The sequence below is a fragment of the Duganella sp. GW822-FHT06D06 genome (genome assembly GCF_058799615.1).
On sequence record NZ_JBXALQ010000002.1, the window covers coordinates 251,830 to 265,776 of the forward strand.

A 13,947-nucleotide genomic window follows, 5' to 3' on the forward strand; every position below is an offset into this window, starting at 1 on the left:
ATCGTATGACACGTTTATCGTTGCGATGCACCGGAGGATTTACCGGCCCGGCCGGCGCGCAGACGCGCACCGTCGATCTGTCGCTGCTGCCGCCGCATCAGGCGCATGAGCTGGAGCACCTGCTGAGCGCCTGCGACTTTTTCGCGCTGCCGGACACGCTGCTCAAGCCCGCGCCAAACTCGGCGGATTTTCTGTACGACCTGCAGGTGGACCAGGGCCCGCAGGCGCACGCCATCCACTACCACCTGGACGCCGTGCCGGCACCGCTCAAGGAACTCACCGACAAGCTCTACGAAGTCGATCCCGACTAGCCGATTTTCAATTCCGGATAGCCGGTGCGCGTATCCAGTTCGCGCGTGAAGCGCTGGCCGGGCAGCAACGCCAGCGTTTGCATCAGGCCACCATGCGCGCGAATTCGCCCTGCTCGACCAGCTTTTGCAGATCGTCGGCGCCGCCGATCAGCATGCCTTTCACAAAAATCATCGGGAAGCTCGGCCAGCCGGTCCACATCTTCAGCGCCGTGCGCGGACGCCATTCGGACAGGTAGTTGCCATAGCTCAGGTATTGGTAGGGAGTGCCGAGGCCGTCGAGGATTTTGCGGGCCTTGCGCGGGAAAGGATTCAAGCCCATGCCGACCACCACCACGGTGTTGACCGCCACGGCGGCCTGCACTTCGGCCACCAGGTCGCGGTGATAGCCGCCGACGCGCTCGCGCACGGCTGGGTGGATATGGGCTTCGTCCAGGATGTTACGGCTCATCGGTATTCCTCATGAATGATTGACGAGCGTAAGAGTAGCCGCAACCGGCGCGGCGGCATAGCCTTTTCCGCGCCGGCGGCTGAAGGATCAGAGCTCCAGCTTGGAGATCTTGGTGCCTTCGAGGTTGAGGTTGGCCATCAGGCCGGCGTTGGTCAGCACCAGCGCCTGTACCGGATTGTTGGCGGTGGTGGTGTCGAGCTCGCCGTTGGCGCCCACTTTCAGCAGCGCCACCGAGCCGTCGACGCCGGCCGTCCAGCCTTTGCTGTTGCGGAATTTCTCCAGCGCTTCCCTGGTCATGAACAGCAGCACCACGGCCTTCGATTGCGCGCCGGCCTGGAAGCCGACCGACACCGACGCCACGCTGTAGTAGTCGACCGACTGGCCGCCGGTGCGCAACACCCCCTTGCCGTATTCGCCGCCCACCACCAGGCCGGCCGCCAGCACGCGCGGGAACACCAGCACGCCGGCCGATTTGCGCACCAGCTCGCGCGAACCCTTCACTTCCGAATACAGGCGCTCCAGCGTCGAGTAGGAACCCTGCTCGATCTCGGTGCGCACGGCAGCCGAATCGGCCTTGCCGGCCGAGGTGGTGGTGGTGCAGCCGCCCAGCGCCAGACCGGCGAACATCAGCGCTGCGGTGCTACGGACCAGGAAAGTACGTTTTTGCATGGAAGTCTCCGAAAAAAATGAATGAGCTGTGGGTTGCCATAATTGCCATGGCCGTCCCTATTCTGTCATCTTCCGGGATTCCGTGCTTTGTCCCATCCGTATCAAACGGGCCGGGCCGGTCCGAACAGGATGGCGCGCTCTTCGGCCGACATAGTGCGCTCCTTGCGGGCATAGACGTTCTCCACGCCGACGTAAGCCTTGACGGTGGCCGGCCGCTCGCGCATCGCTTCGAACCAGCGTTGCAGGTCGGGGAAATCGGCCAGCGTCTGGCCATGCCCCTGGTGCGGCACGATCCACGGATAGCAGGCGATGTCGGCGATCGAGAATTCGCCGGCGATGAAGTCGCGGCCGTGTAGCTGCTTGTCCAGCACGCCGTACAGGCGGCCGGTCTCGCGCGTGTAGCGGTCGATGGCGTACGGCACGGTCTCCGGCGCGTAGATGTTGAAGTGGCCGATCTGCCCCGCCATCGGCCCCAGCCCGGCCACCTGCCAGGTCAGCCATTGCAGCGCCTCCAGCCGCGCGCGCGGATCGCGCGGCAGGCCGAAGCCGCTCTTGTCGGCCAGGTATTGCAGCATGGCGCCGGACTCGAACATGCTCAGCGGCGCGCCGCCGTCGGCCGGCGCGTGGTCCACCAGCGCCGGGATCTTGTTGTTCGGCGAGATGCGCAGGTACTCCGGCGCAAACTGTTCACCCTTGCCGATGTTCACGCGGATCAGCCGGTAGTCAAGACCGGCCTCTTCCAGGTACATGGTCATTTTCAAGCCGTTGGGGGTGGCGGCGTAGTAGAGATCTATCATGGCTCGATTGTGCTCCGGGACGGCGCGCCGGCGGGAGGCCAATCGCGGGATTTTTCAGCAGGCCAATCAGGCCGCGTTTCAGCGCCCGCCGAAGGCCAGGCGTTTGCCTTCGCGCAGCATGCCGGCGAACTCGGCCGCCGGGATCGGCTGGCTGAACAGATAGCCCTGCAGCTGGTCGCAGCCCAGCTCGCGCAGGAAGCTCATCTGCTCGGCCGTCTCCACCCCTTCGGCCACGATCTCCTGGCGCAGCTGCTGCCCCATGGTGACGATGGCGCGCGCGATGGCGCAATCGTTTTCTTCGTACGGCAGGCCGATGACGAAGGAGCGGTCGATCTTCAGGGTGCTGATCGGGAATTTCTTCAGGTAGGCCAGGCTGGAATAGCCGGTGCCGAAGTCGTCCAGCGCCAGCGCCATGCCCATCGCCACCAGCTCGTTCATGATGGCGATCACATTGTCGGTGCCGCGCACCAGCAGGCTCTCGGTGATTTCCAGGTTGATCTGGTCGGGCTGCACGCCGTGCCGCTCCAGCACCGCCGCGATGCGCTTGGGCAGCTGGTTGTCGAACTGGCGCGCCGACAGGTTGACCGCGACCGGCGGCATGATCAGGTTGGCGTCCTTCCACTCGCGCACCTGGCGGCAGGCTTCCTCCAGCACCCAGGTGCCGAGGTCGAGGATCAGTCCGGTCTCTTCGGCCACCGGGATGAACACGCCCGGCGACACCAGCCCGCGCACCGGATGGCGCCAGCGCAGCAGCGCCTCGGCGCCGACGATGCGGCCGCTGCGCAAGCTCACCTTGGGCTGGTAGTACAGCATCAGCTCGTTGTTGCTGAGCGCCTGGCGCAGCTCGCTCTCGATGCGCAGGTGTTCCTTGGCGCGCTGGTTCATCTCTTCGCTGTAGAACAGGAAGGCCGATTCGATATTCTGCGCCGCCTTGTTCATCGCCACGTCGGCGTAGCGGATCAGGGTCTGGACGTCGGTGCCGTCCTCGGTGTAGACGGTGATGCCGATGTGGGCCCCGACCTGCAGGCGGTGGTTCTCGATGATGATGGGCGCGGCCAGCGCGGCCAGCAGCTTTTGCGCGACGATGGCCGCGTGTTCGCGCTTTTCGACGTGCAGCAGCGCCACCGCGAACTTGTGGCCGTCCAGCCGCGCCAGCACGTCGGCCTCGCGCAGCGACAGCCGGAACAGGCGGCCGATCTCGCACAGCAGGCCGTTGCCGATGTCGTGGCCCAAGGTGTCGCTGATGGCGCCGATGCGGGTGATCTCGATCACCAGCAGGGCGCCGTGTTCCTGCGAGCGCTTGGTCTCGGTCAGCGCCTGGCCGACCAGCTGGTTCAGCAGGCACAGGTTGGGCAAGCCGGTCAGCGTGTCGTAGTTGGCCATGCGCTGCATGCGCGCCTCGGCGTCCTTGTGCACGCTGATGTCGGAGAACAGCGAGAAGGTGTGGCTGACCTTGCCCTGCTCGTCGCGCACCACGCTGATGGTCACCGACTGCGGGAACAGCTCGCCGTTCTTGCGCTTGCCGATGATCTCGCCGCGCCACGGGCCCTGGCCCTGCATGGCCGAGCGCACCTTGGCGCGGAACTCGGCGTCGTGCACGCCGGAGCGCAGCAGGTCGGGCGTCTTGCCGATCGATTCTTCCGGCGTGTAGCCGGTGATGCGGGTGAACGAGGAATTGATCGAGACGATGCGTTCGTGGGCGTCGGTGATCAACACGCCCTGGTCGCTGTCCTCGATGATGCGGGCGTGCAGGTTGAGCTTGTCCTCTTCCGACAAGGCTTCGTTGACCTTGCTGAGCTTGATCAGCATGCCGACCGGATCGCCACCCTCGTCGTTGCGCAGCAGGATGTGCAGGTTTACCCAGATCAGCTCGCCGTTCTTCTTGCGCCGGCGCACCTCGGTGTGCGCGCCGCCGGCGGGGTTGCCGTCGGTCTCGAAGAACAGCTCGGCGATATTGCCGTCGTCATCGCCCTCGGCGTACAGGAACAGCACATGCTGGCCCATCGCTTCCGTGGCGGTGTAGCCGAACATCTGCTGGGCGCCGGCGCTCCAGCCGGTCAGGTAGCCGGCCAGGTCCAGTTCCAGTTCCGCGTCCGCCGCGAGCGCCGCCTTGCCGGGCGCGCCCAGGCCGGCTTCGGCCAGCGCGGCATCGAGCCTGGCCAACGTCGCCGCCAGCGCCTCGCCCGATTCGCTGCGCGCCTGCCGGCTCAGCGCAAGGCAACGCTCGATCGCGTCATGCATGGGGAGCACCTGCCTTGCCCGCCGATACACCCTGCATCCACAAGTAGGCGTCGGCCAGGATCTGGTTGAAGCCGGCGTTGTCGATCTGTAGCGCCTGCAAGCCTTGCGTCAGCGCCGCGACATCGTCGTGTTCGGCGGCCTCGACCACGCTGAGCAGCTGGCCCAGCTCGCCTTCGCGCGACAGCAGCGCCAGTTGCACGGCTTCGCTGATGGTCAACGGTTTCAGCACCTCGGCCAGCGGCATGCCGAACAACACGCCCAGCAGCGAGAACATGCCGGCCATGAAGGCCTGTTCCTGGTGCGGCTTGTCGTGGCCGGCGGCCTTGGACAGCAGCTCCATCGCCCGCGCCCGCACCGACACCCGCGCCAGCAGCATGGCCGAGCGCTGGTCGGCCTCGCGCGACGAGAACAGCATCAGGTTGAGCCAGCGCCGCAGCTGCGAGCGGCCGAGGATCAGGATGGCTTGCGAAAAACTGGTGACGCGGCGGCCGGTGCCCATGCCCAGCGAGTTCACCAGCCTCAGCAAATGGTAGGACAGCGTCGGATCCTGGCGCAGCAGCGCTTCGATTTCGTGGGTGTCGGCGTCGGCCGAGACCAGTTGCACCAGCTTCAGCGCCAGCGCGCGCGAGGCGGCCTGGCTGCCGACCGGCTTGGGTGGCGGCGCCAGGAACCAGTCGCCCTCGATCCACGCTACGCCGCTGGGCAACTCGGCGGCCAGCGCGCTATCGCTGTGGTGGACTTTGTCGGCGGGCAGCGCTTTCCAGCCGGCCTCGTCCAGCATTTGATGAACGGCGGCCGCCCCGCCGGCGCCAAGGCGGCAGCGGTAATAGCAGCTCATGCTGCCGGAGGCCAGCTCCTGCAGGACGCTGGCCGGCATCGTATCGACTTGCAAGCCACTGGCATCGAGCAGCAACGCCGACGGCACGCCGTTGCGGTCGGCCAAAGGATGCAAGAATACAGGCGGCATGGCGGTCGTAGCGGTCATTGAAGTTGTCCAGCGAAAGCGGTCGGTGATCCCGCTATGGTACTCCGAAATTATTGGCGTCGGCCAACATTATGCTGGCGAGCCAGGCAATATCAAACGGTGCGGCAAATGCCCGAGCAGCCGCTCGAACAGTCCCGGCTGTTTCATGCGGGCCAGCCACCACTGCAGCGCGGCGCCGTGCTCGCCGCTGCGCCAGGCCAGGTAGAAGGTTTCGGCTGGCTTGGGCTCCTCCACCTCCTTCTCCACCAGCAGGCCGGCGGCGATGGCGGCGCGCGCGCACGGCTCCGGCAGGAAGCCGAAACCCATGCCGGCCAGCTGGTACTGGAACTTGGTCGCCATGTCGGGCACGGTCAGCGTATCCTGGCCCAGCAGCAGGCCGACGGTGCGCGGCGCCATCCGGCGTGCCGAGTCGGCCACGCTGATGGCGCGGTGTTGCTGCAGTTGCACGCGGTCCAGCCTGCCCCGCACCGCCGCCAGCGGATGCGACGGCGCCACCGCGAACACGAAACCGACCTTGCCGATCGGCAGGGAGACGTAGCCGCCGCCGGCCGGGCCGTCGCCCGCCACGCCCACCAGCAGGTCGGCACGGCGGTCCAGCAGCGCTTCCCAGGCGCCGGACAGGGCTTCCTGCACGATGCGCAGCCGGGTCTGCTGGGCGACCTCGTAGAAGGCCTTGATATCGTCGTGGAACATGCAGGCCGAGAACATCGAATCCATGCCGACCGCCAGCTCGGTCTCCCAGCCGGAGGCCACCCGGCGCACGCGGTGCTCCAGGTCTTGCGCGGCTTTCAGCAGGTAGCGTCCTTCCTTCAGCAGCTCGACGCCGGCCGCCGTCAGCACCACGCGCGGGCCGTTGCGCTCGAATACCTGCACGCCGAGGTCGTCCTCCAGCTTGCCGACGGTGTAGGAAATGGTCGAGGGCACGCGGTGCAGCTCCTTGCCGGCGGCGGAGAACGAGCCGCGCCGGTCGATGGCGTCGACGATTTGCAGGGCTTCCAGGCTGAGTCTGAGCATTCGATTTTTTCGATAGTAAAGCGGTAAATTTTCCGTTTTTTTATTCCATAGCACCCGTTTATACTGTGATTCATGGATGCGGCGATAAGAAAACAGCTTTCAAAATTATCGCACATTAACTTATAAGAAACGGAGCCCTACCATGTTGCAAATTCGTAAAAGTGAAGAACGCGGCGTCGCCAACCACGGCTGGCTGCAATCGCGCCACACCTTCTCGTTCGGCAGCTATCACGATCCGAAACACACCGGTTTCGGCCCGCTGCTGGTCATCAACGAAGACCAGGTCCAGGGCGGCCAGGGGTTCGGCACCCACGGCCACCGCGACATGGAAATCATTTCCTACGTGCTCAGCGGTGCGCTGGAGCACAAGGACAGCATGGGCACCGGTTCGGTGCTGCATTACGGCGACGTCCAGCGCATGAGCGCCGGCAACGGCGTGCGTCACAGCGAGTTTAACCACTCGCCGGACGAACCGGCGCATTTCCTGCAAATCTGGATCCAGCCCAACCAGACCGGCATTGCGCCGAGCTACGAGGAAAAGCACTACACGCCGGAGAGCAAGCTGGGCCAGCTGCGCCTGATCGCCTCCAGCGACGGCCGCGACGGCTCGCTGCTGATCCACCAGGATGCGGCGATCTACGCCACCATCATGACGGCCGGCGACCGCCTGAAGCATGAGCTGGCCACAGGGCGCCAGTCCTATGTCCACGTGATCCGTGGCGAGGTGACGGTCAACGGCACGGCGCTCCAAGGCGGCGACGCGCTGAAAATCACCGGGGAAACGCTGGTGACGCTGCAAGACGCCAAAGCGGCGGAAGTGATGGTCTTCGACCTGCCCGCATAATGGGGTAGAGGGCGGCCTTAAAAAACTTTCCGCCAGTTTTGGTATCATGAAGGGCGCGCCGGGTCTGTTCGAACAGCCCGGCGCGTCTTTTTTACCTTGAATATCAATCAATTGAAGAGCATAGCTATGTCGCAGAGCGCAGCAACCCCGGCAACAGACGAACTGGATTACATGACTTCCTGCGCCCTGCCGACCCCTTGGGCCCAGTTCACGCTGCACGCCTTTGTCGAAAAAGCCACCGGCAAGGAACACCTGGCGATGGTGCTGGGCGACATCGGCAACGGCCAGCCGGTGCTGGCGCGCGTGCATTCCGAATGCCTGACCGGCGACGTGCTGTTCTCGCAGCGCTGCGACTGCGGCGCCCAGCTGGAGGGCGCGCTGAAGAAGATCGCCGCCGAAGGCCGCGGCGTGCTGCTGTACCTGCGCCAGGAAGGCCGCGGCATCGGCCTGATCAACAAGATCCGCGCCTACCGCCTGCAGGAAGCCGGCGCCGACACGGTGCAGGCCAACGAACAATTGGGCTTCAAGCCGGACCAGCGCACCTATGGCCTGGTGCAGCCGATGCTGGCCCAGTTCGGCGTCAAAAGCTTACGCCTGATGACCAATAATCCGCGTAAGATCGATGCCATGACCAAACTGGGCATCGAGGTGGCCGAGCGCGTTCCGCTGCTGGTCAACCGCAACGCCTTTAACCAGCACTACCTGAACACCAAGGCAGCCAAGCTGGGCCACATGATGACGCCACTGACCCCGGCGCCGGTGGAGGATGGCGCGCTGTAAGGTTGATTTTTAAAGGTTGAACTTTAAGGACTGCATGAAATTTAACGAGCTTGCCATTGCCATCGCCCTGAGCTGGGCCAGCGCCGCCGCGCTGGCGGCGCCGGGCGCGAACGCGACGGCCTCGCCGCCGCAACTGGCCGCCGCGCAGTCCTCCGCCAAGGCCTCGGCACCCGACGCCGACAACAGCGACGCCGCCCCGCTGCCGCCGCCTTCCAGCGCAGCCCAGCATCTCTACGGTTCCGCCAAAAACGACATCCTGCAAGTGCGCTCGCTGCTCAGGAGCGGCCGCACGCAATCGTCGGTCGGCTCCGGCTTTTTGATCGGCACCAGCAACCTGGTGGTCACCAACTACCACGTGGTCTCGCAGTTCGCGCTCGATCCCGACACCTACGTCGGCGAATGGGTGGACACCAGCGGCCAGCGCGGCAACGTCGAACTGCTGGCGGTGGACGTGCTGCACGACCTGGCCGTGCTGCGCGTGAGCCGCAACGGCACCGGCTTCTTCAGGATCCCCGATCAGCTGGCCAAGCTGACGCAGGGCCAGTACCTGTACTCGCTGGGCAATCCGCTCGACCTGGGCTTCGCCATTTCCGAAGGCGCCTACAACGGCGTGATCGCGCGCAGCTTCTACGACCAACTGATGTTCACCGGCCCGATCAACTCCGGCATGAGCGGCGGCCCCAGCGTGACGGTGGACGGCGCGGTGGCCGGCGTCAACGTCTCCAAGCGCCTCGATGGCGAGCTGGTCAGCTTCCTGGTGCCGGCCCGCTTCGCGCAGGACTTGCTCAAGCGCGTGGAGCAGCAAAAGAAAGCGCCGACCGACTTCACCGCCATCGTCGCCGCCCAGTTGCTGAACCATCAGCGCGCCATGGTCGACCAGTTGCTGGCCAGTCCGCTGAGCCTGAAACCGATGGGGCCGTATCAGGTGCCGGTGCGCGAGTCCGAGCAGATGCGCTGCTGGGGCCGCTCCAACGTCAAGGCCGACAAGCCGTTCACGGTGGACGACGCCAGTTGCGCGATGGAGTCGGCGATCTTCGTCAGCGGCTCGCTGCAAACCGGCCAGCTGAGCATACGCCACCAGTACCTGCGCAGCACCGGCCTGGACAAGCTGCGCTTCGCGCAACTGGCCAGCTCCTCGTTCAAGAACGAGCACTTCGGCACCAACAAAGACACCCGCCTGACCGGCCCGCAATGCACTGAGGACTTCGTCAAGAGCAAGGACCTGCCGCTGCGCGCCGTGCTGTGCGTGCGCGCCTACCGCAAGTTCGCCGGCCTGTACGACTTCGCGCTGCTGACCGCCAGCACCGACCAGGGATTGATGAGCCTGCAAAGCCGGCTCGACGCGCGCGGCGTCTCGTATGAAAACGGCCTGCGCCTGTCGCGCGTGTTCATCGAATCGCTGGGTTTGGCGCCGGTGGCCAAGAAGCCCGCCGTGGCGGCCGTTCCGGCCAACGGGGGCAAGCAATGAAAGCCCCCTACTTCATCGAAATCCTGGCCCGCAACGGCGACGTGCTGCACCGTCATAAAGTAGCCGCGCTGCCGATCCGTCTCGGCCGCAGCTACGACAACGACGTCATCCTCGACGACGCCCACAGCGCCGCCGCCCACGCGGTGGTCGACGCCAACGAAGAAGGCGAGCTGGTGCTGCGCGACCTGGGCAGCCAGAACGGTACCTACCTGAACGGCAAACGCCAGACCAGCGTGGTGCTGCATGGCGACACCATGGTGCGCCTGGGCCACACCCGGCTGCGGGTACGCGCGGCCGATTTCCCGGTCGCCGACGAACTGGCCGACACCACCATGCACGGCTGGGAAGGCACGGCGCCGGCCACCATCGGTCTGGCGCTGATCGCCATTTTCACCTGCGCCGAAACCTGGTTGTCCGACGTCGAACCGTTCGCGTTGATACGCTACCTCCTGGTACTGGCAAGCAGCCTGGCCGCGGGCCTGCTGTGGAGCGGCCTGTGGGCGCTGGCCAACCGCCTGTTCGGCAGCCACGCGCGGCTGGGCCGGCACCTGTTCATCCTCGGCAGCGGTCTGGCCGTGCTGGGTGTCTGGCGGGTTGGCGGCGCCGCGCTGGCGTATGCATGGTCGGCCGAAGCGTTCACCCGCTACGGCAACCTGGTCACGCTGGCGATCGCCTGCGGCATGCTGTTCTTCCACCTGATCACCATCAAGCCCCACCATCCGCGCCGCTTCGCCATCAGTTGCTGGGTGATGCTGGTGGGCGGCGCCGGCCTGATGCTGATGACCAATCTGCAAAGCACGGGTCGCGCCTCGGACGAGCTGTACATGTCGGTGCTGCTGCCGCCGGAAGTCCGCCACAGTCCCGACCGTAGCATCGACCAGTTCATGGCCGACGCCGCCAAGCTGAAAACCGGCGCCGACGCCGCCCGCGCCCGCGCGGTCAAGGACGGCACGCCGGAGACCGACGACGACGACGACGGCGCCGAATAACCCCGGGCTCAGGTCCCCGAATGAAAAAGCCCGCCGGCCTGAACGCGCTTGATTGCGCTCAGTGCCGGCGGGCTTTTTTATGTGCTGTCTGTTACTTGGCTGCTTTGCGGCGGCGGGCGATGGCGCCTACCAGGCCCAGGCCGGCCAGCAGCATGGCGTAGGTTTCCGGCTCAGGTACGGCGGCGGTGACGGACACATTGTCCAGCACCGCGCCCGAGTAGCCGTCACCACCAACGCTGCTGAACACCAGCGCTTGCGAACCGCCGGCGGTGGTGAAGTTGAAGGTGCGGTTGGTGACAGGGCTGCTGCCATCGAACGAGTAGTGGTTGCCACCAACGAACACGTCCAGGCCAGCGCCGTGCGAGTATGGATTGTGGGTCAGGTCGAACGACAGCGTGTAGGTGGTGCCGGCAACGGCGGCAAACGATTGCGACAGTACACCCGGACCTGGCGTGCCCAGCATGTCGATGCTGTTGCCCGAGATCGCGTTGTAGCTGTTGTTGATGATGTCGACCGAGTTACCGCCGACGGTCCAGTTGGCGATCGCGCTCTCGCCTGCACCGACGCGAACGAAGTTGTTCAGATTGACGCCGGTGGCAATCTCAAAGTCGCCGTTCTGGATCAGGTTGGCGGCCGATGCGGCGCCCGAAACGCTTGCTGCGGCGATGGCTGCTGCCAGGATCAGTTTGGACATTTTCATGTTGTGACTTTCAAAAAAAGGGGAACGGCGACTCAATGGCGCTATTCTACCGATAAATTTCAAAGACGCAACTAAAATTTCATTTTGCTATTGAATATGTGTTTTAGGCAATATTTCAGCGGCATCAAGAAGGCCATCCGCGCAGCACCTGGTCCACCACTTCCTGCAACTGCTCGCGGGTGGCGCCGGCCGCCGCCTGCACTGCCATCCCATTGGAAATCGTCATCACGTAGCGCGCCATCTGACCCGAACAGCTGTCGGCCGGCAGGTCGCCGTCGGCCTTGGCACGTTGCAGGCGTTCACGCAATTTAGCCTCCCTGGCGGCGCGGCGCTCGATCAAAGTGTCACGAATCGGCAACGCGTCGTCGCTGCAGGCGAGCGCGCCGTTGATCACCAGGCATCCATGCGGGTTCTCGGATTCGGTCTGGGCGTCGGCGTTACCGCGCAAAAAATACTCGACCACGGCGCGCGCGGTCGGTTGCTCCAGCGCCGCGTTGAACAGCGGGTCGTGGGAAGCGCCGTAGCGCTCCAGCGCCAGGCGGAACAAATTCTCCTTGTTGCCGAACACGGCGTACAGGCTGGGACGGTTCATGCCCATCGCCTCGGTCAGCTCCGGCAGCGAACTGCCTTCGTAACCCTTCTCCCAGAACACCTTCATGGCCTTGTCCAGCGCCGTCTCCGCATCAAAGGTGCGCGGGCGGCCGGACTTGCGAGCTGTAGCGGAAATATCTTTCATACCGACCGGTTAAAAATTGATTGACAAAGTGCTTTGCGGACTTCATTATGAACCGATCAGTAAAAAACTCAAGTATTTTTACAGCTCATAGGGAATTACTCATATGCAAAACCACACCAACGCCCAGGCCGTCCTGCCCGACGCCGCGCCCTCGCCCATTGCCACAGCCACCCGCGCCGCCTGGCTGGCCGTGCTGTCGGTCGCCGTCGGCTCGTTCGCGCTGGTGACCACCGAGTTCCTGCCGGTCGGCCTGCTGCCGTCCATCGCCGCCGAACTGGGCGTGACCGAAGGCATCGCCGGCATGATGGTCACCGTCCCCGGCCTGGTGGCCGCGTTTGCCGCCATCCTGGTCACCATCGGCGTCGGCAAGACCGACCGCCGCTACGTCATCTGGGGTTTGACCGGCACGCTGATCGCCTCCAACCTGATCGTCGCGCTGTCGCATAGCTACCCGCTGGTGCTGGCCGGACGCGCGCTGCTGGGCATAGGCGTCGGCGGCTTCTGGGCCATCGGCGGCGCGCTGGGCAACCGGCTGGTGCCGGAAGCGTCGGCCGCGCGCGCCACCTCGATCATCTTTGCCGGCATCTCGCTGGGCACCGTGGCCGGCGTGCCGGCCGGCGCCATGATCGGCGAGATGATGGGCTGGCGCATGGCCTTCTTCACCGCCGGCGCGGTGTCCCTGCTGGTGCTGGCGGCGCAAATGTGGCTGCTGCCACGGCTGCCGACCACCACCGCCCTGACCTTCGCCCAGTTGCCGGCGCTGCTGCGCGTGCAAAAGGCGCGGCTCGGCATGCTGGCGACGCTGCTGATCTTCATCGGCCAGTTCGCCGCCTACACTTATGTGACGCCGTTCCTGAGCCAGGTCGCCGGCTTGAGCGCCAAGACCATCAGCGTGCTGCTGCTGATTTATGGCGCGGCCGGTTTCGCCGGTAATCTGATTGGCGGCTGGGCGGTGGCCAGGAGCGTGAAGCATTCGCTGATCGCCACCGGCGTGATCATGGGCCTGTCGGCCGCGGCGATGCCGCTGTTCGGCGCCACGGCCGCCGGCGCCACGGTGTTGATCGTGATCTGGGGCCTGGCCTTCGGCATGATGCCGATCTCGGTGCAGACCTGGATGTTCAAGGCGGCGCCGGATGCGATGGAAAGCGGCGGTGCGGTATTCGTCGCCACCGCGCAGATCTCGCTGGCCAGCGGCGCGCTGGTGGGCGGCGTGTCGGTCGACTATCTGGGCGTGTCGAGCGCGATGGTGGTCGGTGGCGTGTTTGCGCTGGCGATGGCCGCCGTCATTGCGGCGTGGGCGCGGGACGACGGCAAGCCGCTAGCCAAGCTGCACGCCGTCCACTGATCAAATCCGGCCGCGTTTGAATTCAGCCAGGAAGGCCTTGGTCTCCCTGGCTGTCAGCACTTTGATCTCATCGCCATGCCAGGCGTACAAATATGGCGTGCCGCCCAGGCGGTCGGTCAGCTTGGCGTCGAGCAGGAAGCAGGTGCCAAGCGGGTAGTCGTCGCTCATGCGGCGCGAACACTGCACATACAGTTCCGGCGAAAACGCCTGTCCCGGCACCGGATGGATCTCCACCCTGCCCGCGCGCTCCACCGAATGCACCGCCACCTGCCGATAAGCGTAGATATCACGCGCCATCGTCCATCCTTCACCGTCAAAAGCGCCATGGTAGCAGATCATTTATCGATACCGGCTAGCTCACCAGCGAAGTAACGAACTCCAGGAAGGCCAGCATTTTCGCCGGTGGATGGTAACGCGACGGGTAGTAGGCATACATCGGGAAGCGCTCGTCCGGCCATGCCGTCAACACCGGCGTCAGCGCACAGGAGCGCAGCAGCGCAGCAGCGGCTCGACCGCCAGGTCGATCACCTGCGCCAGGCCGTGGCCGGCCAGCAGCCCGCTTTCCATGGTGCCGGCGTCGTTCAGCGTCAGCTGGCCGCGCGGGTTGACCACCGCGGTTT

16 protein-coding genes are annotated in these 13,947 nt (G+C 65.2%); 6 read left to right on the forward strand and 10 right to left on the reverse strand.

The annotated features are described in order from the left end of the window. Positions 1-5: 5 nt before the first annotated feature. Positions 6-311, forward strand: a complete 306-nt coding sequence (locus AC1RMD_RS04340) for a protealysin inhibitor emfourin (protein WP_492923990.1) — start codon at positions 6-8, stop codon at positions 309-311. Between the two features lie 82 nt (positions 312-393). On the opposite strand, the gene AC1RMD_RS04345 is transcribed toward AC1RMD_RS04340, so the two are convergent. From AC1RMD_RS04345 to AC1RMD_RS04370, 6 genes are all read right to left on the reverse strand, one after another. Continuing rightward, complete coding sequence (locus tag AC1RMD_RS04345) at positions 394-759, reverse strand: glutaredoxin (RefSeq protein WP_492923992.1); 366 nt, start codon at positions 757-759, stop codon at positions 394-396. Positions 760-846: 87 nt separating this feature from the next. Next, positions 847-1,428: a BPSL1445 family SYLF domain-containing lipoprotein gene (locus AC1RMD_RS04350; protein WP_492923994.1), complete on the reverse strand. Its 582-nt coding sequence runs from the start codon at positions 1,426-1,428 to the stop codon at positions 847-849. Between the two features lie 101 nt (positions 1,429-1,529). Beyond that, the gene (locus tag AC1RMD_RS04355; protein ID WP_492923996.1) at positions 1,530-2,225 is read right to left on the reverse strand and encodes a glutathione S-transferase N-terminal domain-containing protein; all 696 of its coding nucleotides are present in this window, start codon (positions 2,223-2,225) and stop codon (positions 1,530-1,532) included. 78 nt (positions 2,226-2,303) lie between these two features. Beyond that, entirely contained in the window at positions 2,304-4,466 is a 2,163-nt protein-coding gene (locus AC1RMD_RS04360) for a putative bifunctional diguanylate cyclase/phosphodiesterase (protein WP_492923998.1), read from the reverse strand. Further along, positions 4,459-5,451: an EAL and HDOD domain-containing protein gene (locus AC1RMD_RS04365; protein WP_492924000.1), complete on the reverse strand. Its 993-nt coding sequence runs from the start codon at positions 5,449-5,451 to the stop codon at positions 4,459-4,461. The genes AC1RMD_RS04360 and AC1RMD_RS04365 overlap by 8 nt, the downstream gene beginning before the upstream one ends. 69 nt (positions 5,452-5,520) lie before the next feature. Beyond that, positions 5,521-6,465 carry a LysR substrate-binding domain-containing protein gene (locus tag AC1RMD_RS04370; RefSeq protein WP_492924002.1) on the reverse strand — a complete coding sequence of 315 codons (945 nt, stop codon included), beginning with the start codon at positions 6,463-6,465 and terminating at the stop codon, positions 5,521-5,523. Positions 6,466-6,607: 142 nt separating this feature from the next. On the opposite strand from AC1RMD_RS04370, the gene AC1RMD_RS04375 reads away from it, so the two are divergent. The 4 genes from AC1RMD_RS04375 to AC1RMD_RS04390 all read left to right on the forward strand — a co-directional run bounded on the left by AC1RMD_RS04375 (position 6,608) and on the right by AC1RMD_RS04390 (position 10,546). Next, positions 6,608-7,309 (forward strand): pirin family protein, encoded by a 702-nt coding sequence (locus AC1RMD_RS04375; protein ID WP_492924004.1) that lies wholly within the window; start codon positions 6,608-6,610, stop codon positions 7,307-7,309. Between the two features lie 126 nt (positions 7,310-7,435). Then, on the forward strand, positions 7,436-8,089 hold the full coding sequence (gene ribA / locus AC1RMD_RS04380) for a GTP cyclohydrolase II (RefSeq protein WP_492924006.1): 654 nt from the start codon (positions 7,436-7,438) through the stop codon (positions 8,087-8,089). A 34-nt stretch (positions 8,090-8,123) separates the two neighbouring features. After that, a complete protein-coding gene (locus AC1RMD_RS04385; RefSeq protein ID WP_492924008.1) occupies positions 8,124-9,557 on the forward strand; it encodes a S1 family peptidase in 1,434 nt (477 codons plus the stop codon). Then, entirely contained in the window at positions 9,554-10,546 is a 993-nt protein-coding gene (locus tag AC1RMD_RS04390) for an FHA domain-containing protein (RefSeq protein ID WP_492924010.1), read from the forward strand. The genes AC1RMD_RS04385 and AC1RMD_RS04390 overlap by 4 nt, the downstream gene beginning before the upstream one ends. A gap of 91 nt (positions 10,547-10,637) precedes the next feature. Here the strand turns inward: AC1RMD_RS04390 and AC1RMD_RS04395 are convergent, their stop codons facing one another. Both AC1RMD_RS04395 and AC1RMD_RS04400 read right to left on the reverse strand, forming a co-directional pair. Next, positions 10,638-11,246: a choice-of-anchor C family protein gene (locus tag AC1RMD_RS04395; protein WP_492924012.1), complete on the reverse strand. Its 609-nt coding sequence runs from the start codon at positions 11,244-11,246 to the stop codon at positions 10,638-10,640. Between the two features lie 124 nt (positions 11,247-11,370). Continuing rightward, positions 11,371-11,982, reverse strand: a complete 612-nt coding sequence (locus tag AC1RMD_RS04400; RefSeq protein ID WP_492924014.1) for a TetR/AcrR family transcriptional regulator — start codon at positions 11,980-11,982, stop codon at positions 11,371-11,373. Positions 11,983-12,085: 103 nt separating this feature from the next. Between AC1RMD_RS04400 and AC1RMD_RS04405 the strand changes: the two genes are divergently transcribed. Continuing rightward, on the forward strand, positions 12,086-13,327 hold the full coding sequence (locus AC1RMD_RS04405; RefSeq protein ID WP_492924016.1) for an MFS transporter: 1,242 nt from the start codon (positions 12,086-12,088) through the stop codon (positions 13,325-13,327). Here the strand turns inward: AC1RMD_RS04405 and AC1RMD_RS04410 are convergent, their stop codons facing one another. Together AC1RMD_RS04410 and AC1RMD_RS04415 are read right to left on the reverse strand one after the other, a co-directional pair. Further along, complete coding sequence (locus AC1RMD_RS04410) at positions 13,328-13,624, reverse strand: hypothetical protein (protein ID WP_492924018.1); 297 nt, start codon at positions 13,622-13,624, stop codon at positions 13,328-13,330. A 177-nt stretch (positions 13,625-13,801) separates the two neighbouring features. Continuing rightward, a complete protein-coding gene (locus tag AC1RMD_RS04415) occupies positions 13,802-13,939 on the reverse strand; it encodes a hypothetical protein (protein ID WP_492924020.1) in 138 nt (45 codons plus the stop codon). Positions 13,940-13,947 lie beyond the last annotated feature (8 nt).